At 57.9% G+C, this 26,140-nt stretch carries 19 protein-coding genes; 12 read left to right on the top strand and 7 right to left on the bottom strand.

Annotated features, from left to right (window positions below; all coding sequences use genetic code 11):
* The first annotated feature begins 298 nt into the window (after window positions 1-298).
* Together FHW68_RS18110 and FHW68_RS18115 are read left to right on the top strand one after the other, a co-directional pair.
* Window positions 299-976 carry a glutathione S-transferase family protein gene (locus tag FHW68_RS18110; RefSeq protein WP_183681956.1) on the top strand — a complete coding sequence of 226 codons (678 nt, stop codon included), beginning with the start codon at window positions 299-301 and terminating at the stop codon, window positions 974-976.
* Window positions 977-1,097: 121 nt separating this feature from the next.
* Complete coding sequence (locus tag FHW68_RS18115) at window positions 1,098-3,293, top strand: TonB-dependent siderophore receptor (protein WP_183681959.1); 2,196 nt, start codon at window positions 1,098-1,100, stop codon at window positions 3,291-3,293.
* On the opposite strand, the gene FHW68_RS18120 is transcribed toward FHW68_RS18115, so the two are convergent.
* On the bottom strand, window positions 3,290-3,619 hold the full coding sequence (locus tag FHW68_RS18120; RefSeq protein WP_095631101.1) for a hypothetical protein: 330 nt from the start codon (window positions 3,617-3,619) through the stop codon (window positions 3,290-3,292). The two genes, FHW68_RS18115 and FHW68_RS18120, sit on opposite strands and share 4 nt — an antisense overlap.
* A gap of 238 nt (window positions 3,620-3,857) precedes the next feature.
* On the opposite strand from FHW68_RS18120, the gene FHW68_RS18125 reads away from it, so the two are divergent.
* Window positions 3,858-5,282 (top strand): homospermidine synthase, encoded by a 1,425-nt coding sequence (locus tag FHW68_RS18125; RefSeq protein ID WP_183681962.1) that lies wholly within the window; start codon window positions 3,858-3,860, stop codon window positions 5,280-5,282.
* 36 nt (window positions 5,283-5,318) lie between these two features.
* Here FHW68_RS18125 and FHW68_RS18130 read toward each other — a convergent pair whose 3' ends face one another.
* A complete protein-coding gene (locus tag FHW68_RS18130) occupies window positions 5,319-6,023 on the bottom strand; it encodes a phosphoribosyltransferase (protein ID WP_183681965.1) in 705 nt (234 codons plus the stop codon).
* A gap of 81 nt (window positions 6,024-6,104) precedes the next feature.
* Entirely contained in the window at window positions 6,105-6,992 is an 888-nt protein-coding gene (locus FHW68_RS18135) for a universal stress protein (protein WP_183681968.1), read from the bottom strand.
* Window positions 6,993-7,285: 293 nt separating this feature from the next.
* Here FHW68_RS18135 and FHW68_RS18140 point away from each other — a divergent pair, with 293 nt between their 5' ends.
* Window positions 7,286-8,509: a DUF3422 domain-containing protein gene (locus tag FHW68_RS18140; RefSeq protein ID WP_183681972.1), complete on the top strand. Its 1,224-nt coding sequence runs from the start codon at window positions 7,286-7,288 to the stop codon at window positions 8,507-8,509.
* Between the two features lie 63 nt (window positions 8,510-8,572).
* On the opposite strand, the gene otnI is transcribed toward FHW68_RS18140, so the two are convergent.
* From otnI to FHW68_RS18160, 4 genes are all read right to left on the bottom strand, one after another.
* The gene (gene otnI / locus FHW68_RS18145; protein WP_183681975.1) at window positions 8,573-9,355 is read right to left on the bottom strand and encodes a 2-oxo-tetronate isomerase; all 783 of its coding nucleotides are present in this window, start codon (window positions 9,353-9,355) and stop codon (window positions 8,573-8,575) included.
* A 363-nt stretch (window positions 9,356-9,718) separates the two neighbouring features.
* Window positions 9,719-11,359 carry a methyl-accepting chemotaxis protein gene (locus tag FHW68_RS18150; protein ID WP_183681978.1) on the bottom strand — a complete coding sequence of 547 codons (1,641 nt, stop codon included), beginning with the start codon at window positions 11,357-11,359 and terminating at the stop codon, window positions 9,719-9,721.
* A gap of 483 nt (window positions 11,360-11,842) precedes the next feature.
* Complete coding sequence (locus tag FHW68_RS18155; protein ID WP_168185063.1) at window positions 11,843-13,966, bottom strand: TonB-dependent siderophore receptor; 2,124 nt, start codon at window positions 13,964-13,966, stop codon at window positions 11,843-11,845.
* A 123-nt stretch (window positions 13,967-14,089) separates the two neighbouring features.
* Window positions 14,090-16,216: a TonB-dependent siderophore receptor gene (locus FHW68_RS18160; RefSeq protein ID WP_183681981.1), complete on the bottom strand. Its 2,127-nt coding sequence runs from the start codon at window positions 16,214-16,216 to the stop codon at window positions 14,090-14,092.
* Window positions 16,217-16,910: 694 nt separating this feature from the next.
* Between FHW68_RS18160 and rfaH the strand changes: the two genes are divergently transcribed.
* The 8 genes from rfaH (at window position 16,911) to FHW68_RS18200 (ending at window position 26,131) form a co-directional block, all read left to right on the top strand.
* Complete coding sequence (gene rfaH / locus FHW68_RS18165; protein WP_095631109.1) at window positions 16,911-17,432, top strand: transcription/translation regulatory transformer protein RfaH; 522 nt, start codon at window positions 16,911-16,913, stop codon at window positions 17,430-17,432.
* Between the two features lie 227 nt (window positions 17,433-17,659).
* Window positions 17,660-18,814, top strand: coding sequence for an outer membrane beta-barrel protein (locus FHW68_RS18170; protein WP_183681984.1), 1,155 nt, complete (start codon window positions 17,660-17,662; stop codon window positions 18,812-18,814).
* A gap of 17 nt (window positions 18,815-18,831) precedes the next feature.
* Window positions 18,832-19,365, top strand: coding sequence for a polysaccharide biosynthesis/export family protein (locus FHW68_RS18175; protein WP_095631111.1), 534 nt, complete (start codon window positions 18,832-18,834; stop codon window positions 19,363-19,365).
* Between the two features lie 2 nt (window positions 19,366-19,367).
* Window positions 19,368-21,614, top strand: a complete 2,247-nt coding sequence (locus FHW68_RS18180; protein ID WP_095631112.1) for a polysaccharide biosynthesis tyrosine autokinase — start codon at window positions 19,368-19,370, stop codon at window positions 21,612-21,614.
* Between the two features lie 139 nt (window positions 21,615-21,753).
* A complete protein-coding gene (locus tag FHW68_RS18185) occupies window positions 21,754-23,145 on the top strand; it encodes an undecaprenyl-phosphate glucose phosphotransferase (protein ID WP_260296679.1) in 1,392 nt (463 codons plus the stop codon).
* Window positions 23,146-23,174: 29 nt separating this feature from the next.
* The gene (locus FHW68_RS18190; RefSeq protein ID WP_183681989.1) at window positions 23,175-23,882 is read left to right on the top strand and encodes a WecB/TagA/CpsF family glycosyltransferase; all 708 of its coding nucleotides are present in this window, start codon (window positions 23,175-23,177) and stop codon (window positions 23,880-23,882) included.
* 24 nt (window positions 23,883-23,906) lie between these two features.
* Complete coding sequence (locus FHW68_RS18195; RefSeq protein ID WP_183681992.1) at window positions 23,907-24,986, top strand: glycosyltransferase; 1,080 nt, start codon at window positions 23,907-23,909, stop codon at window positions 24,984-24,986.
* A complete protein-coding gene (locus FHW68_RS18200; RefSeq protein ID WP_183681995.1) occupies window positions 24,983-26,131 on the top strand; it encodes a glycosyltransferase in 1,149 nt (382 codons plus the stop codon). The genes FHW68_RS18195 and FHW68_RS18200 overlap by 4 nt, the downstream gene beginning before the upstream one ends.
* Window positions 26,132-26,140 lie beyond the last annotated feature (9 nt).

Below are 26,140 nucleotides of genomic sequence, written 5' to 3' on the forward strand. Positions count from 1 at the left end.
CCTTGAACAAATTGGGTCAGACACACGGTTTGATCGACCATCCGGCTTCCTCCGGGCAAGCCTGACAGCACAAACCTGCGCTAACGGTACAAGGGCGCTTGGATGAACGCCATGACCAATAAGTCACAAACCGACCAATGGTTCATTCTAGAGGCGTTTCTTCCCTCTGCAGCACACAAATTCGAGAGTGACCGCCCTGACGCACTGCTCGCCATCCGCCTATGATTGTTCATTGCCCCTGCTTTTTTTATTACAGGGCCTTGCGCTTCCCCCCTGCGATCCAACGAGGAGGTGAAAGATGTCGCTGACGCTTTACTACCATCCACTGGCGTCGTTCTGTCACAAAGTACTGATCGCGCTCTACGAAAACGGCATCGAATTCGAGAGAAGAATCATCGATCTCGGAGACGCGGCCGACAGCGCAGAACTTCAGGCATTTTGGCCAATCGGAAAGTTCCCAATAATTTTTGACGCTGTCGACCAGCGGAGTCTGCCGGAGTCCAGCATCATCATTGAGTACCTGGATAGACGCTTTCCAGGCGCGCACCCTCTGCTTCCAGACGATTGGGAGACCGCGCTGGAAGTCCGATTATGGGATCGATTTTTTGACCAGTATGTACAAGGGCCGATACAACAGATTGTCAGTGATCGGCTACACGCGACCAACGGTGATGTCACCAGAGAGCGATCCATGCTGAAAACGGCTTATGGGATGCTCGAACGCCGGATGGCATCCAGAATCTGGGTGGCCAGCCCGGCGTTCAGCATGGCCGATTGCGCCGCTGCCCCTGCACTCTTTTATGCCAGGACGCTCGTGCCGTTCCCTGATGACTACGGCCACTTGAGCGCCTATTTCGAAAGGTTGGCAGAGAGACCGTCATTTCAGCGTGTGATCGACGAAGCCCGGCCCTGGTTTTCGTTCTACCCGTTTGCGGAAGCAATCGAGCAACGGTTTCGTGTGATGAGCCCCTCGTAGGCGATCGTCGAAATGACACTTTCATTTCATGATCGCTCCTCTTGTATGATGCCCCGCTTTCAAGCGTGAGCCACAGGCCAAGACTCCCCAAACCCGGGCCCGCAGTCGTCGAGGACTTTTCATGAATAGGCTTTACCGGACCTCCCGCCAGGGAGTGGCCGCCCCGCGGTTTGCGCTCAATTCCCTGAACCTTGGCCTGGGCCTGCTGCTGTCCAGCACCGTGCCTTCGGCCTGGGCCGCCGCGACCGAACTGCCGGCGGTGACCGTTACCGGCGAAGATTCTTCCGGTTATCAGGCCGACAGCGCTTCGATCGGTGGGTTCGAGGCGGCGCCATTGCTCGATACGCCGGCCTCGATTTCGGTCGTCAACGAGGCGATGATCAAGGATCAGCAGGCCCGCCTGCTCAGCGAAGTACTGCGCAATGACGCCTCGGTGGGTGAAAGCTACGCACCGGTCGGCTACTACGAAAACTTCGTCGTGCGTGGCTTTTCCCTCAATTCCGCCAGCAGCTACAAGATCAACGGCCGCACCATCACTGGCGAGCAGAATGTCGGGCTGGAGAATAAACAGCAGGTGGAATTGCTCAAAGGCCTTTCCGGCCTGCAAAGCGGTGTCAGCGAGCCTGGCGGATTGGTCAACTATGTGACCAAGCGGCCTGGTGATGTGCGTTCAGTCACCGTCTCCACTGATGATCGCGGCAGTGGTTACCTGGCGACCGACGTCGGTGGCTGGTTCGGCAGCGAGCAGCAGTTCGGCCTGCGCGCCAACCTGGCCCACGAAGACCTGCATTCCTACGTCGAACACACCAATGGCCAGCGCGACTTCGCCTCGCTGGCCTTCGACTGGAACATCAGTCCCAATGCGCTGCTGCAACTGGACGCCGAGTACCAGACTAAGGAGCAGCGCTCGGCACCGGGTTATCAATTGCTCGGCGGTTCCAGCCTGCCCCACCACGCCTCGCCAAAGAAACTGCTGGCCCACCAGAGCGGTTCGAACCCGGTCAGCACCGATGCGCTGAACCTCAACGGGAACTTCGAGTACCGCTTCAGCGACCAGTGGAAAGGCAGCCTCAGCGCCTCGCGTAGCCGGGTGGTGATCGATGACTACAGCGCGTTCGCCTGGGGCTGCTACGGTTCCGCCAGTTGCGCCGGCGCGGCGGTACCGAACTACTTCAGCCCCGAGGGCGACTACGACATTTACGATTTCCGCAGCCCCGACGATACCCGCCGCAACGATGAAGTGCAGGCGCTCCTCAGCGGTCACTTCGAAACCGGTGGCCTGGGCCACGAACTCAGCGTCGGGACTAGCGCGTTTCGCCGCGTGGTGGACAAACGTGATGCCATCAATCAGATGATCGGCAGCGCCAACATCAACAGCGAACCGGCTGATTTTGCCCCTTACGACGGCCCGCTCAACGATTCCTACCGACGCCTGGACAGCCGCCAGTACGGGCTGTTTTTCAATGACCGGATCAGTTTCAACGAGCAATGGCAGGCAGTGCTTGGCGGGCGCGAAGTGCGCCTGGATGAAGAGACCTTCGACAGCCAGGGCGAGACCACCCGGCACACCCAACGCTATGAGTTCCTGCCCCAGGCCGCGCTGATCTACAAGCCGGTGCAAAACCTGTCGCTGTACACCCGCTACAGCAAGGGCCTGTCCCTGGGCGGCGAAGCGGCGTGGTTCAACACCAATGCCTATGAAATTCTGGCGCCCACCGTATCGCGACAAATCGAGGCCGGTATCAAATACGACTGGCAGCGCATCAGCCTGGCCGCGGCGTTGTTCCAGATTCGCCAGGCCTACCAGTATTCGCGACCGAATGACGATGGCACGTTCACATTCACTCAACAGGGCGAACAGAAGAACACCGGGCTGGAGCTCTCGGCCAATGGCTGGGCCAGCCAGCGCCTGCAGATCGCCGCCAGTGTCGCGGCGATTCGCGCGCGGGTCACCGACAGCGGCACGCCAGCCTATGAAGGCCACCAGGCAATCAACGTTCCGACCCTGCGCGCCAACCTCTACGGTGACTACGCCCTGCCCTGGCTCGATGGCCTGGCGCTGCTCGGTGGAGTGCAGTACAGCGCCAGCAAGTACGCCAACCGCCAAGGTGAAGTGCAGACCGGGGCCTACGCCATCTTCAACATCGGCAGCCGCTACAGCACTCGCATCGACGGATATGACACGGTGTTCCGCCTGACCGTGGACAACCTGTTCGACAAACGCTACTGGCGCGATGCCGGTGAATACATGGGCGACGGCTACCTGTTCCAGGGCGCGCCACTGACCGCCCGGCTGAGCGCCTCGATCAACTTCTAGCGTCGGGCCAACTCATGCCGGATGCACTGCTCGTAATACGTTTGCTTGATCGCAGCCGGCTTGAGACGCGAGGCACTGTTATAGGTTTGTTCGGTGATCCCCATGGCCGTCATGCGCATCCACGGCCGGGGGAATTTTCGCGACTGCAGTTTCTTGCGTGCCCCGTAAAGCGTGAAACCGGAAAGCTTCGCCGCTTGTGCATCTGCGGCGATGTCCGAGCCCCAGCTGCAGACGAAACGACTGTTCTTGCTCAAGTCCTTTGCCTGAGCCTCCAGCGAGAGTGTCACCAAGGCAAATGTCGCAGCCATCCATACCAAAGTCCGCATATCGCCGATGCCTAACCTTTTGAAAAGAAAGCAAGTTTGACAATGAAACGGAAATCGGGGGGCCAGCAGTTCGCCTCATTCTCATCTGTTTTTTGCCCCGAACGGCACCGCCGTTTCGTTGACGGCGTGCGAAAATTTTTTGAGCTTTAACTGAGCCTTGCAGTCTCTAATTTGAGAGCGTCGTGGTCAGCGACAGGTCATTTGCGGCGAGCGCGCGGTCAGCCGGTGGAGGCTAGCGATGTCGGATCTTGAGCATGTCATTCAGCCCTTTGATGCCCGGTTGGTGATGATCGGCTCTGGCTGTATCGGAAAAGGTGTACTCCCGTTGCTGTTGCGCCATCTTGTGCTTGAACCGCAACGCCTGTTGATCCTCAGCCCCGATGACGATGGCCGTTTACTCGCACAGGAATTTGGCGTTGCCCACCAAGCCGAGCAACTGGATCAGAACAATTACGAGACGGTGCTGGACCCTCTGTTGGGCGCCGGCGACTTCCTGCTCAACCTCTCGGTGGGCGTATCGAGCCTGTCCCTGATTCAGTTCGCCCAGCGTAAAGGCGTGCTGTATCTGGACACCTGTATCGAGCCGTGGGAAGGCGGTTACACCGACCCCGACAAATCCCTGTCGGAAAGATCCAACTATGCATTGAGGGAGGCGGCACTTCAGCTTCGCAGGGAAAGTGCGCAAGGTCTGTCCACCGCTGTCTTGACCCACGGAGCCAATCCGGGGCTGGTGTCGCACCTGATCAAGCAGGCACTGGTCAATCTCGCTGAAGAGTTGGGTGACACAACGCCCCAACCCACGACGCGCGAAGAATGGGCGCAGTTGGCCAACCGCCTGAATATCCGCTGCATTCACATCGCCGAACGCGATTCGCAGTTTTCATCGAAACACAAAATTGCCGATGAGTTCGTCAACACCTGGTCCGTGGACGGCTTCATCAGTGAAGGCAGCCAGCCAGCGGAGTTGGGTTGGGGCAGCCATGAGAAAGCGCTGCCCGAGGATGGCTATTACCACGCCTTCGGGTGTCAGGCCGGGATCTACCTGCAACGTCCCGGTGCCTCCACGCGGGTTCGAACCTGGACACCCTCGACGGGTCCCACCCATGGGCTGCTCGTGACCCACAACGAAGCCTTGTCGATTGCCGACTACCTGACCCTTGGCCAGGGAAGGCAACCGACTTACCGGCCGACTGTCCACTACGCTTATCGGCCCTGTGACGACGCCTTGCTTTCGGTGCATGAACTCGCCGAGCGCAACTGGAAACCCCAGAGCGGCCAGCGTCTGCTCGATGACGAAATCCTCGACGGCAGCGACGAACTCGGCGTGCTGCTGATGGGGCATGCCAGAAACAGTTATTGGTATGGCTCGCGCCTATCAATCCAGCAAGCCCGGGCTCTGTGCCCCTATAACAGCGCCACCAGCCTGCAAGTGACGGCGGGAGTGCTGGCCGGCGTGATCTGGGCCATTCGCAATCCACAACGCGGCATTGTCGAACCGGATGAATTGCCCTTCAGGGAAATCCTGCAGATCTGCATGCCTTACCTTGGCAAGGTAGAAGGCATTTATTCCGACTGGACGCCGCTTACCGGACGTCACTCATTGATGCCCGAGCAGACCGATGAGTCCGATCCATGGCAATTCGTGAACGTCAGGATCACGTGAAGGCCTGACGTGGTTTGCTCCACGCCAGGCAACGACTCAAATCCCGGAACCGTTCTGAAAGGAGTCGCCCGAACCGGACTCTCTTTGCCAGGCCCGGTGCAGAAGATCGATGACCTCTTCGTCGGATGTCTGCGAAAAATCCGTGTACCAATGACCGATCGAAATCATCCAGTCGGGGATGAGCGGGCAAATCAGTTCGTCCACTTCATCGCGCAGCGCCTCTGCCGTCTCCTGCGGTGCCACCGGCACGGCAACAACAATGCGCGATGGCGCTTGCAGGCGCGCGGCCTGTATCGCGGCCATCATCGTGGCGCCTGTCGCCAGGCCGTCATCGATCAGAATCACCACCTGATCCTTGAGCGCCACAGGTGCACGGGATGCCCGGTATAGCTTCTCGCGACGTGATAACTCCTGGGCTTCCTTTGCCACCACGATATCGAGCGTTCGTTGATCAATACCGTTAGCCCGCAGCGCATCTTCGTTGACGATTTGTATGCCACCGCTGGCAATCGCGCCCATGGCGAACTCCTGGTGGGACGGTACGCCCAGCTTGCGCACCAGCATCAGGTCCAGACGAACCTCCAGGGCCGTGGCGACTTCATAGGCCACCGGAACGCCGCCACGGGGTAAGGCGAGAACGATGACATCGGCTCTTTTAGCGTATTTGAGCAACGGCTCCACCAAGCCTCGGCCGGCTTCCACCCGGTCATGCAAGATGGTTTGCAATGAAGGACTAGTCATTTGAAAACCTCCCTGGGGCAGGAACCCCAAAAATGGGCATTCGTTTGACGGCGGCCATCATTCCGATTGGGGCGCCCGCCCCTAGACCGCCAGAATGCTGCAAGGCACCTGATACAGAATATGTTCGGTCGTGCTGCCAAGCAGCCGCTCCAGGCCACGGTATTGGGTTCTGCCCACCACGACGACATCCATCTGATGCTGGTGGGCGAATTCGCTCAGCACCGAGACAGGATGTCCCATGATGAAATGCCGACAGTCAGGGGGTACGCCGAACCGACCGGCCAGCTTGAGAAAAGCCTTTTCCAGATCGCTGCGCAGTTCACGGGTGAGTTGCGCGAGCGTCAAATCACCGCCCATATCCGCCAGAAAAGCGGCCGAAATGTCACAGGCGTACAACAGATGCAACTCGGCATTGCACTGCAGCGCCAGGCCCGACGCCTGCAAGATGATCCGGTCATTGAGCTCACCGTTGGACGGCTCGGTATCCGATACGTCAACCGCGGCCACCACCTTCTGCGGCAAGGCATGGCCTTCACCCCCCACCAGATAGACCGGTACCGGACAATGGCGCAACAAACGCCAATCCAGCGGTGTGAAGAATGCGCGTTTGAGCACGGGTTCATGCTGCACTTGCTTGATCAATAGATCGGGCTGCATGTGCGTGACATGGTCAAGAATGTCCTGGCGCATGTTGTCGGCCCATGCAACTTCGGTTGTCACCTCAATTCCCCGGCCTCGCATCTTTTCCGCTTGTTCATCGAGCCAGTCGCGGTGTTCCTGCAGGTAGGTTGCCCGAGCCATTTTGCGGTCGCCTTCTTCGAGCAGCGACAGAATATCCAACGAGGGGATCAGGCCGGCAATGTGCAAGCTCGCCCCGCTGGCCTTGGCCAGGGCGGCGCCATGGTTTATCGCAGGTGAATGGCGCAGCAACGGGTTGATGACCATTAATAACCGTTGATACTGGCTCATGGGCAGCCTCCAGACAGGTTGATCCTCGACGCCGGCTCGAGAATCCAGCATCAGGCCCAGATTCGTCCCTTAAAGCTCCTTAAGCGTTGATTTATATCAACTCCCTTGAACGAGGCATTGAAAGGGCCACTTGAAAAGAATAGTTCACAACGCTGCTGTGCATCCCCTGGCAGGCTCTTACGCGATGGCCGTTCGCCTGAAAATGGCATTGGGCAATCGCCGGTTTGGGTTTGTGACTCGGGTATTCATCAACCAGTCCCAAGAACAAACAACTCCAACATGGCCCAAACAGCATGCACCCGCAAAGACTGATCCTGCACAACGAGTTGCACGCGCGCCCGTCCCTGTATTTCGATGAGCCCGCCCATGTGTTTCACCTGGCGTTTCTGGCAAACGACGGGCAATGCGACACCCTGCTGAGTCGCTGCTGCCCCGGCCCGGTCGACCCGGATGCAGCCCAGGGCATTACCGAGCTGGAGGGCCATGCCCTGAAGTGGGAACGGCACGCAGAATTCCTGACGCTGACGCTGGTGGTGCCCTCCTCCAGTCAGGAGCCATGCTGGAGCCTGCCACCCAGAGCCTTGATGGACCGGGTCGAGCCGTTCATGCAGCACGTGATCAACGCTGTGCAGATTGTGGTGCGCACCGATACGTCTTTTTCCGGCGATCTGTCCGTTTATGGATTCAAGGATCCCAGCGGCTCTTGCATCGGCGGTGGCGATGCGACGGTCTGGAGCGATTTTCGCCTGAACGAGGACGGCACCAACCGTTTTCTTTTCGTGAACAAACGCCTGAATGCCTATCGCCTGGGACGGATGATCCGCCGTCTGCTGGAGATCGAAACCTACCGAATGATGGCTTCGCTTTCACTCATCACCGCGAAAGCCTTGAGCACCCAGCTCAACGTCTTCGACAAGACCCTGGTCAACCTTTCCGAACGCAACGCCGGTCCCGATACCGGAAATGCAAAAGCGTTGCTGACCGATATTGCCAACCTGTCGGCGCAAGTGGTCAGCAGCAACGCAAAAACCCGACACCGCTTCAGCGCCACTCAAGCCTATGCACAGCTGGTTTTCGAACGCCTGGGCGAACTGCGCGAAAGTCATGTGGGTGATTGCCAGCGACTGGGTGTCTTCATCGAAAGGCGCTTCAAACCCACGGTCAGGTACTGTGCCGTCACCGAACAACGCCTGGAGCAACTGGCCGAGAGCGTGGCCAACCTCGGGGACTTGTTGCAGGCCCGTGTCCAGGTCGAAATGGAAGAGCAGAACTCGGAAATCCTGAAGAGCCTCAACGCCCGCGCCGATACTCAAATCAAAATCCAGCGTGCCGTCGAAGGCTTGTCGATTATCGCCATCACCTATTATCTGTTGAGCCTGTTCAAGCTGTTTTACTCGGGACTGCACGTCATGGGCGCAGGCATTTCCGCCAGAGACGCCCTGCTGGCCATGACCCCGCTTGCGCTCTGCGTCCTGCTGTTTATTTTGATCAGGATCAGGAAGGCCAAGGAGCACTGATACTGCACTCAATCGTGCGTGAGCGATCTGGCCACTTTGCGGTAGGTCGCACCGTGCAAGACGTTAGCGCGCCTTCCAGTCCCGTAACCATTGCAAGCCGGCTGATGTGTTGCCATGCGGCCGGTATTCGCACCCAACCCAGCCGTCATAACCCAACTTGTCGAGCAACTCGAACAGGTAGGGATAGTTGACTTCGCCCTGGTCCGGTTCATGTCGATCCGGCACGCCGGCGATCTGGATATGGCCGATGCCGTCAAAATCCCGACGCAGTTTAGTGGCCAGGTCACCTTCGACGATCTGGCAGTGGTAGCAGTCGAACTGAACCTTCAGGTTAGTGGCGCCCACTTCCTTGCAGATGGCCTGGGCCTGGTCCTGGCGGTTGAGAAAAAAGCCAGGCATGTCCCGCGTATTGATCGGCTCCAGAAGCACCGTGATGCCAGCCTTGGCGGCCTGCGCGGTGGCGTACGCCAGGTTCTCCAGGTACACGCCATGATGCCGTGGGCGATCTGTTTCCGACGGCAGCAAGCCAGCCATCACATGGATGCGTGAGTTGCCCAGCACCGCGGCGTATTCCAGCGCGCGATCGAAACCGCTACGAAATTCACTCTCCCGCCCCGGCAACGACACAGTGCCGCGCTCGCCCGCCGCCCAATCGCCGGGCGGCGCGTTGAACAGGGCCTGCACCAGGCCGTTGTCGCTCAAGCGCTGTTTGAGCTCCTGAGCGCTGTGGTCGTAGGGGAACAGGTATTCCACGGCGTCGAAACCATCAGCGGCAGCGGCGGCGAAACGGTCCAGAAACTCATGTTCCGGATAGAGCATGCTGAGGTTTGCAGCAAAGCGAGGCATGGTAGCTCCTATTTATGTTTTTGTAGGAGCCAGGCTTGCCGGCGAAGGCGATCTCAAGGACGCTTTCGCCGGCAAGCCGTGCTCCTACAGGTGTCGATCGCGTCGACAATTTTCGTTAGACAAACGGCCAGATCAACAAGGTAATACCGAAACCCAATGTGCCGAGCAAGGTCTTCAACACCGTCCAGGTTCGCAAGCCCCAGGCCACGACCATCGATGTGGTCGCGAGCTATGGCGAAGGAGCTTGCCCCCGCTGTTCTGCGAAGCAGTTCTGAAAATCTCTGGTGTAGCAACGATTGTGTGAGCGCTACGCACTCAAACGGGGGCAAGCCCCCTCGCCACAGTTCATCGTGCGCTGACTGACTAGAACGCTTTGGAGTCCGCCTGGATTTTGAAGCGCGCCACCGTCTGGTGCAGTGCGCCTGCCATCTGCGCCAGTTCCAGCCCGGCGCTGTCGGTATGCCGGGCACCCAACAAAACCTGTTCGGATAAGTTACGAATGCCCACCAGATTGCGATCCACCTCACGGGCGACCAAGGCCTGCTCTTCCGTGGCACTGGCAATCATCAGGTTGCGCTCGTTGATCTGGGAAATTGACCGGGTGATTTCTTCCAGCGCTTCGCCGGAGCGTTGCGCGACTTCCAGGGTTGTCTGTACCAGATGAGCACTGCTTTGCATGGCGGTCACGGCATGCCCGGTATCAACCCGAATATTGCCAATCATCTGTTCGATTTCCTGGGTCGACACCTGAGTGCGATGGGCCAGTGCCCGCACTTCATCGGCGACCACTGCGAAACCGCGTCCGGCATCACCGGCGCGGGCCGCTTCAATCGCTGCGTTGAGGGCCAGCAAATTGGTTTGCTCGGCGATGCTGCGAATCACATCCAGCACCGTGCTGATGTCCTGCACCCGCCCGGCCAATTGCTGGATACGCTGCGAAGTGTCGGTCATGCCGTGTGCCAGCGTACCTATCGAGGCCACCGTTTCCTGTACTTGATCACGACCGCGTTGCGCGGTTTGCTCGGACATCCGGGACGCTTCGCTGGTGCTGACCGCATTGCGCGCGACCTCGTCGACAGCCGCCGTCATCTGATTGACCGCCGCCGCAGCCTGTTCGATTTCCAGGCCCTGCAACTGCAAGCTGCCACTGGTCTGGCTGCTGACTGCACTGAGTTCTTCGCAGGAACTGGCCACCTGATCGACCGATGCCGCGATGTGCTTGACCATCGCGTTCAAGCTTTGCTGCATCAGGTGCATGTTCATCATCACGCTGCCGTCGGCACTGGCATTCACCGGCACTTGAATCGTCAGGTCGCCCTGCGCGATTTGATTCAACAGCCGTGCCGCATCATCAGGCTCACCACCCAAAGGCCGGCTCACACTGCGCGCAACAATGATCGCAGCAACGATGACCAGCACCAGGCAGAACAGGAACAGCCCGAACATGTTGCGCCGGGCATCGCTGTACAAGCGCTGCGCCGACAGTTCACGGTCGGTGAACATCCGTCCTTGCAGGGCCATCAGTTGATCCAGGCTTCTATAGACCTCGTGTTCTGCCGGGATAACCTTTTGTTTGAGCTGCGCCATAGCCTCTTCCAGAGCCCCTTGCCTGATCAGCACCTGTACTTGGGTGAATGCCGCAACGTATGCCTCGCGGTTCTTTTTCAGGGTGGCATAAGTGGCTTTGCCTTCTGGCAAATTGAACAATGGCTCAAGCGTTTCGAGCGCCTGAGTAATTCGTTTTTTAGTGGCATCAATGGCCTGCTGGACGTGCTGATTGTCTTTCTCGATGAGCAAGTCCCGCGTGTTCCTGGCGTTATCACGCACGCCAGTGGCGATGACCATGATCGGCTCGATCTTTGGCCAGTCCTGTTTGACGATAATCACCGACTGTTCCTTGAGCGTTGCCAAATCGTGCAACGCATAAAACGCCATGCCCATCAGTGCCAACGGCGCAATTAAAAAACCGATGACGATGCGTTGTGCTGTGCTTGATTTGCCCATCATTTATTCCCCGATTAATACCTGCCAAATGGGCAGCACAACAGACGGTCGGCGGTCACCACCAACGGGTTCATAAAACAAAAAAAAACGCCTGAAACCTTTCGGTTCCAGGCGTCTTTGCCTGTTCATTCGCGGTGTAAGACTGGCCTGTTAGCCTGATGCACCCTTATTGCCTTGCAATCTGCCCGGCCAATCGATCGTCATTGACCGAGGGCTCTACCCCGCACGAATGCATGGAAGCTGGCTTGATGCGAGCGATGCAGGCTTTGTGCCACACAGCAGCAGGGAGAATCCTGAGCGATGGCGAATTATCGCGACGACGGCGGCCTAAGCGAGTGCAGGCAGGGGTAAGCCAACATCGCTGGAAAAAACGGATGATCAGGCCACCCGTTTGCAAGTTGAAGGCGAACGTTGATTACGCCGCCTCCCACTGGTGCAGGTTGTTCATGTGGCGCTTTATAAAAGTGCGCCCTGAAACGCGCTCTACAAGGTGTACGAAATTCCCATCTGCACGGTTCTCGGCGCGCCCGGATAGGCGTAAACGTTGCCAAAGGCGCCTTCATCGTAGTGGCTGTCGAACACGTTCTTCAGGTCGAGGTTAAGCCGCACGTGCTCGTTGACTTTGTAAAAGCTGAGCAGGTCGAACACCTTGTAGCTATCCATGGAAAAGGCATTGGCCGCGGTCTGGCCGGCGCGCTCGTCGACATACTTGGCGCCCAGTCCCAGGCCCAGACCTTTGAGGCCACCGTCCTGAAACTCGTAGACGTTCAGCAGGCTGAAACTGTTGCGCGGAATGTTCATCAGGCGGGTGCCTGACTTCAGCACGTTGTCCTGGGTGACTTCGGCATCCACGTAGGCGTAGCCACCGATCATGCGCCACTCTGGGGTGAGGTTGCCGGCCACGTTCAGATCAAAGCCACGGCTACGCACTTCACCCGCCGCAACACTGAAGGTCGAGTCCACCGGGTCTGTCGTCAGGACATTGCGTTTTTCGATCTGATACACCGCGGCATCCACACTCAACTGACGATCAAGGGCCTGCCACTTGACGCCCACCTCGTAGGATTTGCCTTCTTCAGGCTTGAAACCGCCGCCCGTTCGACTGGCACCGCTGTTGGGCTTGAAGGACCGCGCTGTGTCGGCATAGATCGCCACGGTCGGGGTCAGATCGTAGATCAGCCCCAGGCGCGGAGTGACGGCGTTGTCGCTGTTGGTCCAGCTTGTGCCGTTGACCAGATAGCTGTCGTAATCCTGTTCGAAGCGTTCGAAACGCACGCCAGCCAACGCTTTCAAACCTTCGGCCAGGGTCACTTGGTCTTGCACGAAAGCGGCATAAGTCTTGAGGTTTTCCTGATCGTGGGTGGTGGTGCGAGTCAACGCCGGGCGCGGCTGGCCGTAAACCGGGTTGAAAATATCAATGGGGTAGGCACTCACCGCGCCACTGGAGCGACGGATGATCGACTTGTAATCGTAATCCTCATACTCGATGCCCGTGAGCAACGTGTGATCGAATCCACCGGTGGAAAAATGCCCGGTCAGGTTCAACTGCACATCAAGGTCACGCCATTCCAGTTTGCGGTAGTTGAAATTGCGCCCCAGCGTTCGGCCGTCGGCAGCGACCCCGTTGCCTTCAATGCCATTGCCTTGCAGGCTGCCGTCGAGAAATTGCGTGCCGCCGCCCAAGGTCCAGTTGTCGTTCAGGAAATGCTCGAAACGCAGTTGCGCCATGTTGTTGTCGTTGTGCAGCTTGCCGACATCCTTTTCACCGAAAAAAGTATCTCGCGATGCGACACCGATCTGATTGCGATAGCGGGTCACACCCCGATCGAGCGGCGCGTTGTTGCGCATGAAATCGCCTTCGAAGGTGATACGGGTAGTGTCGTTGACCTGCCAACCGAGGACCGGCGCCACACCATAACGCTCGTTTTCGACATGATCACGGAAGGTGTCGCCGCCCTCGCCTATCACGTTCAGCCGATAGGCCAGTCGCCCTTCATCGTCCAGCGGCCCTGTTGCATCCATCGTTGCGCGACGCATGCCCTGATCATTGAGCTGACTGCCCAGGGTGACAGTGGGTTCGGCCAGGGGTTGTTTGGACACCACGTTGAAAGTGCCACCCGGGTCGCCACGGCCATAGAGCGTGGTGGCTGGCCCGCGCAGGACCTCCAGGCGCTCGATGGTATTGGCATCGGGCATGTTTGGATAACCGCGGTTGATCGGGAAACCGTTGCGGTAGAACTCACCGGTGGTAAAGCCACGCACGGTGAACGTGGTCAGGCCCTGGCCGCCGAAATTGTTCGCACGGCCCACGCCACCCGCGTAATCGAGAGCGTCTTGCAGGCGGGTAGCGCCGAGGTCTTCCACGACATCCCGAGTGACCACGCTGATCGATTGTGGGGTTTCATGAATCGGAGTGTCAGTGCGCGTCGCACTGGCGGAACGGGTCGCCCGATACCCCTGGACCGGGCCCTGGGCCTGCTCTTCGAATGTGCCATTGATATCGATCGCTTGTAACTCTATTGACGCCGGATCAGTCGGTGCCTGGTCTGCCCAGGTGGTTTGGGAAATGGCTTGAATCACACACAGAGAAACGAGAGTTCGACGCATCGACAGACAACCTGAGAAAGATGCCGGGCGCAACAGGAGCTCGGCGAGTAAAGAGTGAAACGCCCCCCGCTCCAACCGGTACAAACACCGGCGAAACGGGGTCAGCGCGGTAAGGCAGCGCGATCAGAACGTCACACTGGCGCTCAGGCGTGCCGTGCGCGGCTCGCCGACATTGACCGCCAGCTGGGTGCCGGTAGAGGACGGGTAGTACTGCTTGTCGAACAGGTTGTCGACGTTGAATTGAAGCGAAGTCTTGTAGCCAAACATTGGCGCTTCCCAACGCACGAAGGCATCGGCCACGGTGTAGCTGCTCAGCCAGAAATCGTTGGCGTTGTTGGCCGCGCGCTCGCCGACGTAACGTGCGCCAGCGCCGGTATGCCAGGCCCCGAATTCCGTAGGCACGTTCAGGTGATGGGTGAGGTACAGGCTTGCGGTGTGCTTGGGCGCATCGGCAAGGCGATGTCCTTCGTCATCTGGATCGTCGAGGATTTCCGTGTGGGTGTAAGCGTAGGTGCCGATCAGGTCCCAGCGCTCGGCCACACGCCCGGTGATGTCCAGCTCCAGGCCCTGTGAACCGACCTTGCCCGCCGCCTCCGAAAGGCTGACGCCACCGATCGACTGGCTGGTCACGACGTTTTTCTTGACGATGTCGAACAGCGCAAGGTTGATGTTCAGCCCCGGCAGCGGATCGTACTTCGCACCCACCTCGTAGCTGCGGCCCTCCTCCGGCTCGAAGGTGTGGCCGGCGTCGTCGACTTCGGTATTGGGTTTGAACGATCGGCTGTAGTTGCCATACAGCGACAAGGTATCGGTGGCTTTGTACACCAGGCCCAAAAACGGCACGAAGGCGTCGCCATTATCGTCGCGGTTGACGGTATAGCTGCTGCCTCGGCCCTGATCGCTGTACTGATCGTAATGTTGCTGACGACCGCCAACGACCAGGATCCAGCGGTCATCGAGGTGCCAGTTATCCTTGAAGTACACCGAGCTTGAGGTCAGCTGGTTGCTCAGGTCACTTTGCGTGGCACTGACCAGGCTGGGCTCGGCCAAACGCCCGTAAACCGGCGCGGTGATGTCGAAGCCTGACCTCGGTGTATTGCGGTAGGTTTTGCCCCGGAACTGGTCGGACACTTCGTTATCCGCGCCGATCAGCAGGTCATGGCGTTGGCCGAACAGCTCCTGCTGGCCGATAAAATCCCAACTGGCATAGCGAGTCTCATCATCGTAGTGAGCACCGTTGGCAGCACGTCGCAGATTGTTGCCGGTCAACGCATTCGGCTGGGCAATCGAGAGGCTGTAGCGGTCGTTGTTCCAGCCGTAAGTCACGCGGGTTTTCCAGTCGTCACTGAGCTGATACTCGAAACGCGCGGTGGCCACTTCACGGATACCGACGCTTTTGGCCCAGCGCTCGTCGAGACGCTTGTCGTAGTCGATGTCCGCCGGATGACCGTTGGTGAACACGGTGCCACGGTCGAAGGGGCTGGAATAATCGTTGTATTCATAGCTCAGGGTCAGGTTGGCGCGCTCACCGGTCCAGCTCAGCGATGGCGCGACCAGGGTGTTCTCGTTCACGCCATAGTTGCGCCAATAATCCTCATGGCCGCGCTCGGCAATCAGGCGATAGGCCAGGCCCGTGTCTCCCAAGGGCCCGGTGGTGTCCACCGCCAGGGTGCCGCCGCCTTCGCTGTAGGCCGAGCCGCTGAGCGTTGTGCTCTGGGTGTATTCAGGCTTTTTACTGATCACGTTGATCAATCCGCCAGGCTCCAGCGCGCCATACAGCATCGAAGCAGGCCCTTTGAGCACTTCCACACGATCCGTGGTGGCGCTGAAGTTGTGGCCCATATTGGAACGCACGCCATCGCGCAGGATCGAGCCGTCGTCGTTGCTGCCAAAACCGCGCTTGACCAGGGAATCTCGCGAATTGCCCAGGGTATTGCTCTGGCTGACACCACTGACGAACTTCATGGCGTCGTCCAGCGAGCGCACCTGATAATCAGCCAGGGTCTGTTGGGTAACCACATTGACCGATTGCGCCTCTTCCTTGATCGGCACATTGCTTTTGCTTGCCGTGCTGGCATGAGTAGCGGTGTAGCTGGTGTCTTGGCTGACACGGTTCGCCTGAATATCAGTGGTCGGCAGTTCGAGGGGAGCCTGTGCCCACAGAGGACTGGCAAACATAACGCAAGAGAGCGTCGGCAACGCGTGTTTGATGAAAACCTTGCGGCGGGCAAAGAGGTGGGGCTGGCTCAAGACGTCGCACTCGATGAGTTAGTAGTAACGATTCTCATTGTATTGTGCGATCTATTTGCAGTAAACCCTGGACCGCCATCCTCCCGCATTTTGATTCGGGAGGTTTTGTGTGTTGTCTGCCGGTCCATTTCGGCAGGCACTTTGTGCGCGTCAAAAAAAATACCCTGCCAAAACAAATGGTTGAGGGCTTTTAATCGATTATTGGACAGAAGGTTATATTTTTGACTAGTGACATTTGACAGGCCGTCTGGAGTGGTCGATACCTAACAGGGTCGACGTATAAAAAGAATGTAATTTCATTAATAGATATACGTCACCCCCCTGCGCTTAAGTTCACGATAGAAACAGTTTATTTTTCATAGGACCGAAAGTTCGGACCCTGCGGTAGCTTTGGCCATCGCCACCGAACACGTCCTATGATGACACCGAGACATCACTTACATCGTTAAGTAATGCTTACACTTTTTGATTCAGCGCTGCTCCAGCGAAGTGCAACTAAGCGATCCTCGCGCCAGATTTTTGACTTCGTTTGCATCGTGACTTTCACCTAACCTGCTTCATTATTGATACACCTGTTCCACCCATTTAACACGTTTGCCGCGCGACACTTCTCTACAGCGTTCGCCTGCAGACTTAATGGCATTGCGGATGCGTGAAACAGGCCTGCTTAACCAATATTCCGGAGCTTGCCAGAATGCTGACGAGTACCCAAGGTTCAAACTGGTATCTTTTACAGTGCAAGCCGCGTCAGGATGAACGGGCCCAGATCAATTTATTGCGACAAAACTACGTTATATTTTGTCCGCAAATTATTAGCGAACGCCTGATTCATGGCAAACCCCATCAATCGCTTGAACCGCTCTTCCCGGGGTATCTTTTCATTCAGCTGAGCCGTGATGACAAATGGGGGCCCCTGCGCTCTACCCGCGGTGTCAGCCGCATCGTCGACTTCAATCATGGCCCGGCAATCGTCCCGGACGATGTCATAGAGCATCTGCGTACCCGGTGTTTTAATCCCCCCATCATGCAGGCCTCTCAACCATTCAAACCTGGGGAAACACTGCAAATAACCCGAGGACCACTGTCGACACTGGAAGGTATTTTCCTGAGCATGTTAGGGGATGAACGAGTTATGATACTTCTTCACTTTTTAAATAGAGAGCATCACGTTCGCGTGCCATTAACCGACATTGCACGCCCTCGGCATTATTTATAAACATCTCACTAACACTTTTTAACTTTTACACTTGACAACCCATTATCAAGTTCAAATAAAAGCCTGGCATTTCCACCACCCTATGAACGAGTAAACGCCAACAAAAACAAACTCACACACTTACCCTCGACTCATTAATTATTGATTGCCACCGGCATTGCACACCCTCGATTCACCCATTGTTTTTCCGGTCTATAGTCATTGAACTCACCCCCAGGAGCAATGATATGACTCTCAAGACCCGCGGCCCTTTCGCACTGTTCATGATCTATTTATGTCCCGGAACGGCCTGGAGTCTTGATCCCCAGTCCATTGATATTTATGGGTTCGACTTCACCCCTACCCTGCTGTTTTCAGAAAGTTATGATGACAACTTCCGCGAACTGGAGCGGGCGCAATCTTCGATGGTGACAAAAGTGGCGCCCACTTTCGAACTCAAGGCTGAAGACCGCAACAGTGGTACCCGACTCATCTGGCAGCCTACCCGATACATTTATCATGACGACTCGGAGGCCTCGAATACGGCGCAACGCCTGCGCCTCAATAGCATCATGGAATTCACCGACCGCCATCGACTGAAACTTGATGCGGAAGCCCGTAAATACGAGCGGACGACGTCGACCGCTGTCGATGGCGTCAATGACAAGATTCGCAGTCAACGCGCCAACGGTCTCTATACCTACGGTGCCAGAAGCGCTGCCAACCAGATTGATCTGGGCGCCAGTTACGCCCGACTTCGCTACGACAACTCAGGAGGCATCAACGACGACAAAGAGCGCGATACCACTGGCCTGACCACCACGTGGTACCACCGCATCGGCAGCAATACACGTGGGTTACTGCAGTACGACCACACCGTCTTTGATTACGAGTCCAACACCCGTCTCAATAGCACATCCGATGCGGTTCTCGCCGGTGCCGAATGGGATTTCACCGCACGCACCACCGGCAAAGTCCGTGTCGGTTATGAGCGCAAGAACTTCGACGACAGCGAGGTCGATGACCTCAGCAACCCGACCTGGCAAGTGGATCTGCGCTGGAAACCACGCACCTATTCGACCTTCTCCTTTGTTGCCCGCCAGGCCATGGCCGAGGGCGATGACGGTGCGGATGCCGTCAAGACCACCACGGCGCTGGTCGGCTGGCGTCATGGCTGGACTGAACGCATCACCACAGTGGCCGAAGTCGGACTTGGCCGTTACGAGTACGAAGGGCAGGACCGCACCGACGACCTTCGTGACTACAACCTTGGCGTGGAATACGCAATGCGCCGCTGGCTGGATATCGAGCTGGGCTATCGCTACCGCAACAATGACTCCGATACCGACGACCAGAGTTTTGAACGCAACATCTTCTTGCTCAGCTTCAACGTAAGTCTCTAAGAGAAGAGGTTTTCCCCATGAACTCGCGAATGCTTGGCTTGTTGTTCGTGCCGTGGCTGTTGCCCGTGACGTTTGCAGCAGACACCGGTGCCCAGTACAAACTGGCAGCCGGCGATGTATTGCGTATCACCGTATTCGGTGAGCGGGATCTGAGCTTCGAAAAAATCCGTCTCAACGATGCCGGAATGTTTTCCTATCCATTTCTGGGCGACATTGCCGCCAAGGGACTCACGCCCCGGCAGGTAGAAAAACTCATCGTTGACGGGCTTAAACAAGGTTACCTGGTCGACCCCAAGGTCAGTCTCAACCTGATCGCTTACCGCTCGTTCTACATCAATGGAGAGGTCCAGAAACCCGGCAGCTATCCGTTCGAGCCCGGGCTGACGCTGGAGAAAGCCATCGCCCTGGGTGGAGGCCTGACCGAACGAGCCTCGATCAAGCGGGTGACCATCGTGCGCGGCGATGGCTCCCCACCGCTGACCGACAAGATCACGCGCAGCACTGCCATCGGCCCCGGTGACACCATTTCCATTGCACAAGGCTTTTTCTAATCATGGACAACAGCCCTAGCGTCTATGTCGAACGCCCGATCCAGCCGCATGTGCCGCCATATCAGCCGTACAGCGAGGAAAAGGACACCATTGACCTGCTCAAATACGGGAGGGTGATCTGGCGCGCCCATTGGAAAATCTGCTGGTGGGTGCTGTTTAGCTGTGTGTTGGCGGTGGTTACGCTGTCGTTCATTCCTTCGCAGTACATCGGCAGCACCACATTACTGATCAAAGAGAAAACGCCACCGTTGCTGGCTTTTCAGCAAGTCACGGATTCGAGCGCCGGTACCGTCGATTATTTGCAGACGCAATTGGCGCTCTTGCAATCACGCGATCTCGCTGAACGCGCCGTCAGAAAGCTGAACCTGACTACGCACCCGGTGACTGATCCACGCCAGCAACCGCAGTCATGGTTTGCGCCGCGCAAATGGTTGGCAACGCTTGAACTTGGCCAATGGCTGCCAGTGCTGGGCCGTTTGGTACCGGTGCAGGTGGTGCCTTCCGAGGCCGAGGTGTTCAATCAGGTCACACAGAACCTCATGCGGCGGACCCGCGTCAAATTCGTCGGCAAGAGCCAGCTGATCAAAATAGAAGTGGAACTGCCCGACCCTGGTTTGGCGGCCGCTACCGCCAATGCAATTGCCCAAGGCTTCATCGACAGCCAGCTCGATAACAGCCTGAAGTCCTCGCTGACCAACGCCAGCTGGATGAACTCACGCCTGATCGAGTTACGCAACAACCTGCGCAGCGCCGAAGACAAACTTCAGGCTTATCGGGAAGCACAAGGCCTGGTCGACGTCGGTGGTGTCGCCACCATCAGCGCCAATGAACTGGAATTGACCGGCAATCGCATGATCGATGCCCGTCGTAATCTGGCAGAGGCCGAGAGCCAGTACCGCCAGGTACAGGCCCTGAGCAACGGCAACCTGAGCAAGCTGTCCAGTGTGCCGGCGGTCTTGAGCAACCCTTTGGTGCAGAAATTCCAGGCCCAGCGGGCCAAGGCCCAAGCCAAGGTCGAGGAGCTGTCCGGGCGCTACGGTCCAAAACATCCGACCCTTGCGGCCGCCCGTGCCGAGTTGCGCACGGCTACCGACAGTTTGCGCCTGCAGGTTCAGCAGGTGGTTGCCGGTATCGAGCGTGAATATCAGCTATCACAAGCCAATGAAAACTCACTGCGCAAATCCTTCAACAGCAACAAGGCGCAGCTACAGGATATTTCGCGCAAGGAGTTTCAACTGCGTGAGTTCCAGCGTGAAGTCGACAGCAGTCGCGCGCTGTATGAAACCTTTATCACCCGTTTGAAAGAAACCGCGGCCACCTCAGACATGGACTCCACCAAGGCGCGCATCGTTGACCCTGCGATCGTTCCCCTGGAACCCAGCAAGCCACGTAAAAAACTGATTCTGGCCATTGTCGCCGTCGTGGCTGCGTTGATCGGGGTAGTGCTGGCATTGCTGTCCGAAACCCTGAACAAAACCTTCACAAGCGACGAAGCCATTGAAAGCACGCTTGACGTCCCTCTGCTCAGCGTCGTGCCGCTGGTCAGGAGAAAAAACCGCCGGCAACTCGCGCGTCTGTTCGATGACAACGACCATCCGCGCTTTTGCGAGACCATTCGCAACCTGCGCACCTGGTTGATGTTGCACGGCGGCGACATGCCGTCCCAAGTGGTACTTGTGGCCTCGACCATGGCCGAAGAAGGCAAAAGCACCATCGCCAACAACCTGGCCTACTCACTGGCCAAGCTGGAGCGGGTCCTGTTGATCGACGCCGATATGCGCAGACCCAGCCTTTCGCTCAACTTCGATTTCCCGGCAGACAGCCCGGGATTGGCCAACGTGCTGGCGGGCACTGCGCGGCTCGAGGCCTGTATCCGTTCTGTCGGTAACCTCGACATGCTGCCGGCCGGAAAACTGTCGCCGCCACCTCTGGATCTGCTGGGTTCGTCGCGCCTGGCCCCGATGCTTGAGGCGCTGAAATCGCGGTATCAACGCATCATCATCGATTCCCCGCCGGCACAAATGGTCAGCGATGCACTGTTGCTGGCCAAGCATTCAGACGCGGTGATCTACGTCATCAAGGCCGAAAGCACGCCTGTCAGCGAGGTACAGAAGTGCCTTGCGATCTTGCAGCAGTGCCATGCGCCGGTGTTCGGTGTGGTGCTTAACCAGGTTGACCTGAGCAAGGCCCGCAAACAAGGCTACAGCCATTCCGATACGTTCCAGAATTATGACTATCTGCCCAGGTAGAACCTTGCTTCTGTCTCATCCGTAGTCCTCTTCAAACATCTATTAAAAGTGGCTTTACCCAGTCGAGCTATACCAGCGTGCGGGAACGAGGGCGTGCAATTAGACGCCGATGTCCAACCCATGCCCGGAGGTTGCGCCGATGACATCGCTTTACACCGCTCAAATGACGCGCCGCCGAGGTCTGACCTTCTGGGGCCAATGGCTGTGCGCGCTCACGCTGGTCAACCTGCTGCTGATGCTGCTGGTGTATTGGCGCGTTGGCAGCCTGACCAGTGAATACCGTGTGCTGATGATCCTCACCGTGCTCGGTTCGGTGCCGATCTACAGCGTCATGCAGGTTTACCACAAGCGTCATGAATGGTTGTCAGGGCTCGCTCGGCTGCTGGCGGCCTGGATGATTTTGCTGGCGGTGCTGATCAGCATTGCCTTCGTCACCCAGACCAGCGTGATTTTCTCCCGTCAGGTGATCATCGTCTGGGCCGTATTGGGTTACCTGATCCAGGCGGCGAGCTTCTTGCCCCTGCATTACCTGGCCCGACTGTATTCGCAAAAGCTCTGCAACGAGCGCCGCGCAGTAATCATCGGAACCTGTCCGAGCGCACATACGCTGGCCAGAAAACTGTCCAGGCGCAATCGCGTACCGCTGCTGGGTTTTATCGCAACCGCCGACCACACCGGCCCGGCCCCGAGCATTCTGCCGCTACTGGGGCGTATCGACGAGGTTCGCGAAATCATCACCCGCCTGCACATACGCCGCGTTTATATCGTTTTGCCGATGGCCCAAGCCGCCATCATCGAGGCGCTGTACATCGATCTTCTGGACATGAATGTCGACGTGGTCTGGATCCCGGATTTCGGCAGCATGGTGCTGCTCAATCATTCGATCTCGGAAATAGAGCGAATGCCCGCCATTTACCTCAATGAAAGCCTGATCAGTTCACACCCCGGCAGCCTGCTCTGCAAAGAACTGTTCGAACGCAGCCTGGCCGCCATGGGCATTATCGTGCTCAGCCCCTTGCTGCTGATCGTGGCGGCCGCCGTGAAGCTGTCTTCCCCCGGCCCGGTGCTGTTCAAACAAAATCGCTATGGCTGCAACGCTGAGGTGATCAAGGTCTGGAAGTTCCGGACGATGCGTGTGCATGACGACAGCGAAGTACGTCAGGCCACCCGCGATGATGAGCGCATCACCCCGCTTGGGCGGTTTTTGCGCCGTAGTTCCATTGATGAGCTACCGCAACTGTTCAACGTGCTCTTCGGCGAAATGGCCCTGGTCGGCCCGCGACCGCACGCCGTCACGCACAACATTTACTACACCGGCAAAGTCCGCGCCTACATGGCCCGTCATCGCCTCAAGCCAGGCATCACCGGACTGGCCCAGATCACCGGGCATCGAGGTGAAACCCAGACCCTGGAAAAAATGCAGCAGCGCGTCGCCCAAGACCTCAACTACATCAACCAATGGTCGCTGTGGCTGGACATCAAGATTCTGGTCAAGACGCCTTTTACGTTGTTCTCAAAAGACATCTATTAATAGGGTCGGTTGACCCTGGGGTTCAGCCAATGATCGACCTGGAATTAATCGGACATTACGCACCCAATCTGATGGACGCCAACCGGGCATTTTCCTTCATCAATTTTGCGTCCGTCGGCAGTCTGCTCGACCGGGCCCCGACATCAATCGCCTATTTTTGCGACGGCATGCTGATGTCGACCTTCATGTCGCGCATCACCGGGCGCACGATCGGCCGGGTCAGTTTCGACTTCACGTCCATCGCCGATTCTGTGTTCAGTTATGCCGAGAAACACGGCAAGCGCCTCTATTTTGTCGGTGCCCGGCAAGCCGAACTGGACCTGTTCCTCGATAAAATCAGGGCTCGCTATCCGGCGCTGATGATTGCCGGGCATCACAATGGCTATTTCGATGCAACGCAGGCCACGTGCATCCTGGCAGACATCTGCCGCAGTGAAGCGAACATCCTGATCGTAGGCCTGGGTGCCGGGCTTCAGGAACAGTTCGAGCAGGATGCCCTGCGTGCCGGCTTCAACGGTGTGGCATTCACCTGTGGCGGTTTCATTCGCCAAGAGGCCGCCGCCAATCGTAATTATTACCCTGAACTGATCAACCGCTTGCATCTGCGGGCGTTCTATCGGATGTACCGCGAACCGCACACCATCAAACGCTACCTGATCGATTACCCGACCAATTTTGTTCATCTGTGGGTGATGATCATTCGGCGAAAAGTGACCATCAATATCATTGATCCCTGAGCATCCAGCACCCGAGCCACAACCATGCATATCTTGTTCACCCTCAAGGACTTCAAGCCCGATGGTGGCCTCGAGCGCGTTCAGCAACGCCTGGCCAGACAGTTTCTGAAAGATGGCCAGCGTGTCAGTTATTTCGTCATGAATGGCGACACGCCCGACGATGAAGGAACGGCCACGCTCAATGGCGGCGGCAATGGAATTGTCGGCCTGCTCAAGTCCATCGTATTGCTGCGCCGGATTATTCGTCGCGAACGAGTAACCCACGTCATCGCCGCCAAAGAACAAGCCAACCTCTGCACCTGGTTTGCCACCTTGGGTAGCCCCTGCAAGGTGATTTATAGCCGTCATGCAGCACTGGATTGCGGTGAACAAAAAATCAGCCCCGCCACCCTGCGCCTGCTCTATGCGTTGTACCTCTGCGGCAACGGCCAGGTAGTGACCGTTTCCAACGGCTTGCGCCAGGCCCTCTCTGACCTGGTGCCCTGGGGTCGCGAACGCATTCGTTATTGCCCCAATGCCGTGGTGACTGAACAGCTGCTCAATGCCGCACAGACGCCCATGTTCACCGGTTTACCGGCGCAGTTCTGGCTGGCCGTGGGACGGCTGATAGAACCGAAAGGCTTCCACCTGCTGCTCGATGCCTATGCCCTGGCCTTGCGCCGCGCCGCGCTGCCGGATCTGGTGATCATCGGCGATGGCCCGCAACACGCCGCGCTGATCTCACAAGCCAGCCGCCTGGGCATCGAGGACCGTGTGCATTTCACCGGTTTCCTGAGCAATCCCTACCCTTTTATCAGGCAGGCGAGACTGCTGATCCTGAGTTCGTTTCATGAGGGCTTGCCGACTGTGCTGATCGAAGCCCTGGCGTTGGGCACCCCGGTGCTGGCCTGCGACTGTGAAACCGGGCCCCGGGAACTGTTGGATAACGGCCGCCTTGGCGATCTGGTCAAGGTCAATGATGTACCGGCGCTGGCCGAAGGGATGTTGCGCAGCCTGATCTCACACAGCCAGGCGACGCCACATGGGGAAATGGCTGCTGAAGCCGTCCGGCAGTACACCAGTCAACACGCCGCGCAAGCGTATTACCAGGTTTGGAATCAATGAAAAGGCTGCTGATTATTCTGCAGGACTTGAATGGCGGCGGCGCCGAAAAAATGATGGCGCGTCTCGCCGGTGCGCTGGCCGAGGCAGGCAATGAGGTGACCTTGTTGACGCTCACTGGCACAGGTGTGAACTCGGCATACCTCGACCCCCGGGTCAGACAGGTGCAGTTGCACAGTGCGCGCAGCTCCAGTGCCGTACCGGCGCTGGCACGCTTTCTTCGCCACAATCGCTTTGACGCACAACTGGCCGCCCTCACCCATGTCAATGTCGTAGCCATCGTCGCGGCTGCGCTGTCAGGTACGCTGGCGCGCCTGCATGTCAGCGAACGCAATGCGTTTTCCCATGACAGACACGTCAATCCGGCATGGATGGTGCGTATTGCCTATCTGTTGGCACCGCTGCTCTATCGGCTCATTCCCAACCCGGTGATTTGCGTCTCGCGCGGTGTTGCTCAGGACCTGGTCGACACCACCATCACGCGACCGAAGGATGTCACCATCGCTGACAACCCAGTGCTCGACAACGATTTTCGCGATAAGCCACCGGGACGTCCAAACCACCGCTGGCTGTCGAAAAAAACCACCCCGGTAATTGTCGCCGTAGGTCGTCTGGCACGGCAAAAAGGCTTTGACGTATTGCTCGATGCCTTTGCCCGACTGGCCGATCCCACTGTTCGATTGATCATTTTCGGCGAAGGCGTGCTCAGAGCCGAATTGCTCGAGCAGGCCGTAGCCCTGGGCGTGGCCGAGCGCTTCGATCTGCCGGGCTATACCCACGATCCATTGGCGGAGGTAGCGGCGGCCGATTGCTTTGTACTGTCGTCGCGTTTCGAGGGCAGTCCCAACGCACTGGTCGAGGCCCTGTCCACGGGCACCCCGGTGGTATCGACCCGCTGCCCCTATGGCCCGCCAGAGATTCTCGACGATGGCGCGATCGCCCCGCTGGTGGCGGTCGACGACCCTGATGCACTGGCCCGGGCGATCACCGTGGAACTGACGTTGCCGCGTGATGCAAACCGCCAGGCGCGCATCGATGCCGCTGCCCGTTTCGTGAGCGCCTGCGCGGCGAAGACCTATCTCGATACCTTGCTAGGCCCGTTTCAAGAAGACAACGCGCCGGGGAAACTCACTGAGGACGTCCCCTAGGGAGCCCAT

Origin of the sequence: Pseudomonas sp. Tn43 (genome assembly GCF_014192635.1) — a bacterium.
Taxonomy (GTDB): domain Bacteria; phylum Pseudomonadota; class Gammaproteobacteria; order Pseudomonadales; family Pseudomonadaceae; genus Aquipseudomonas.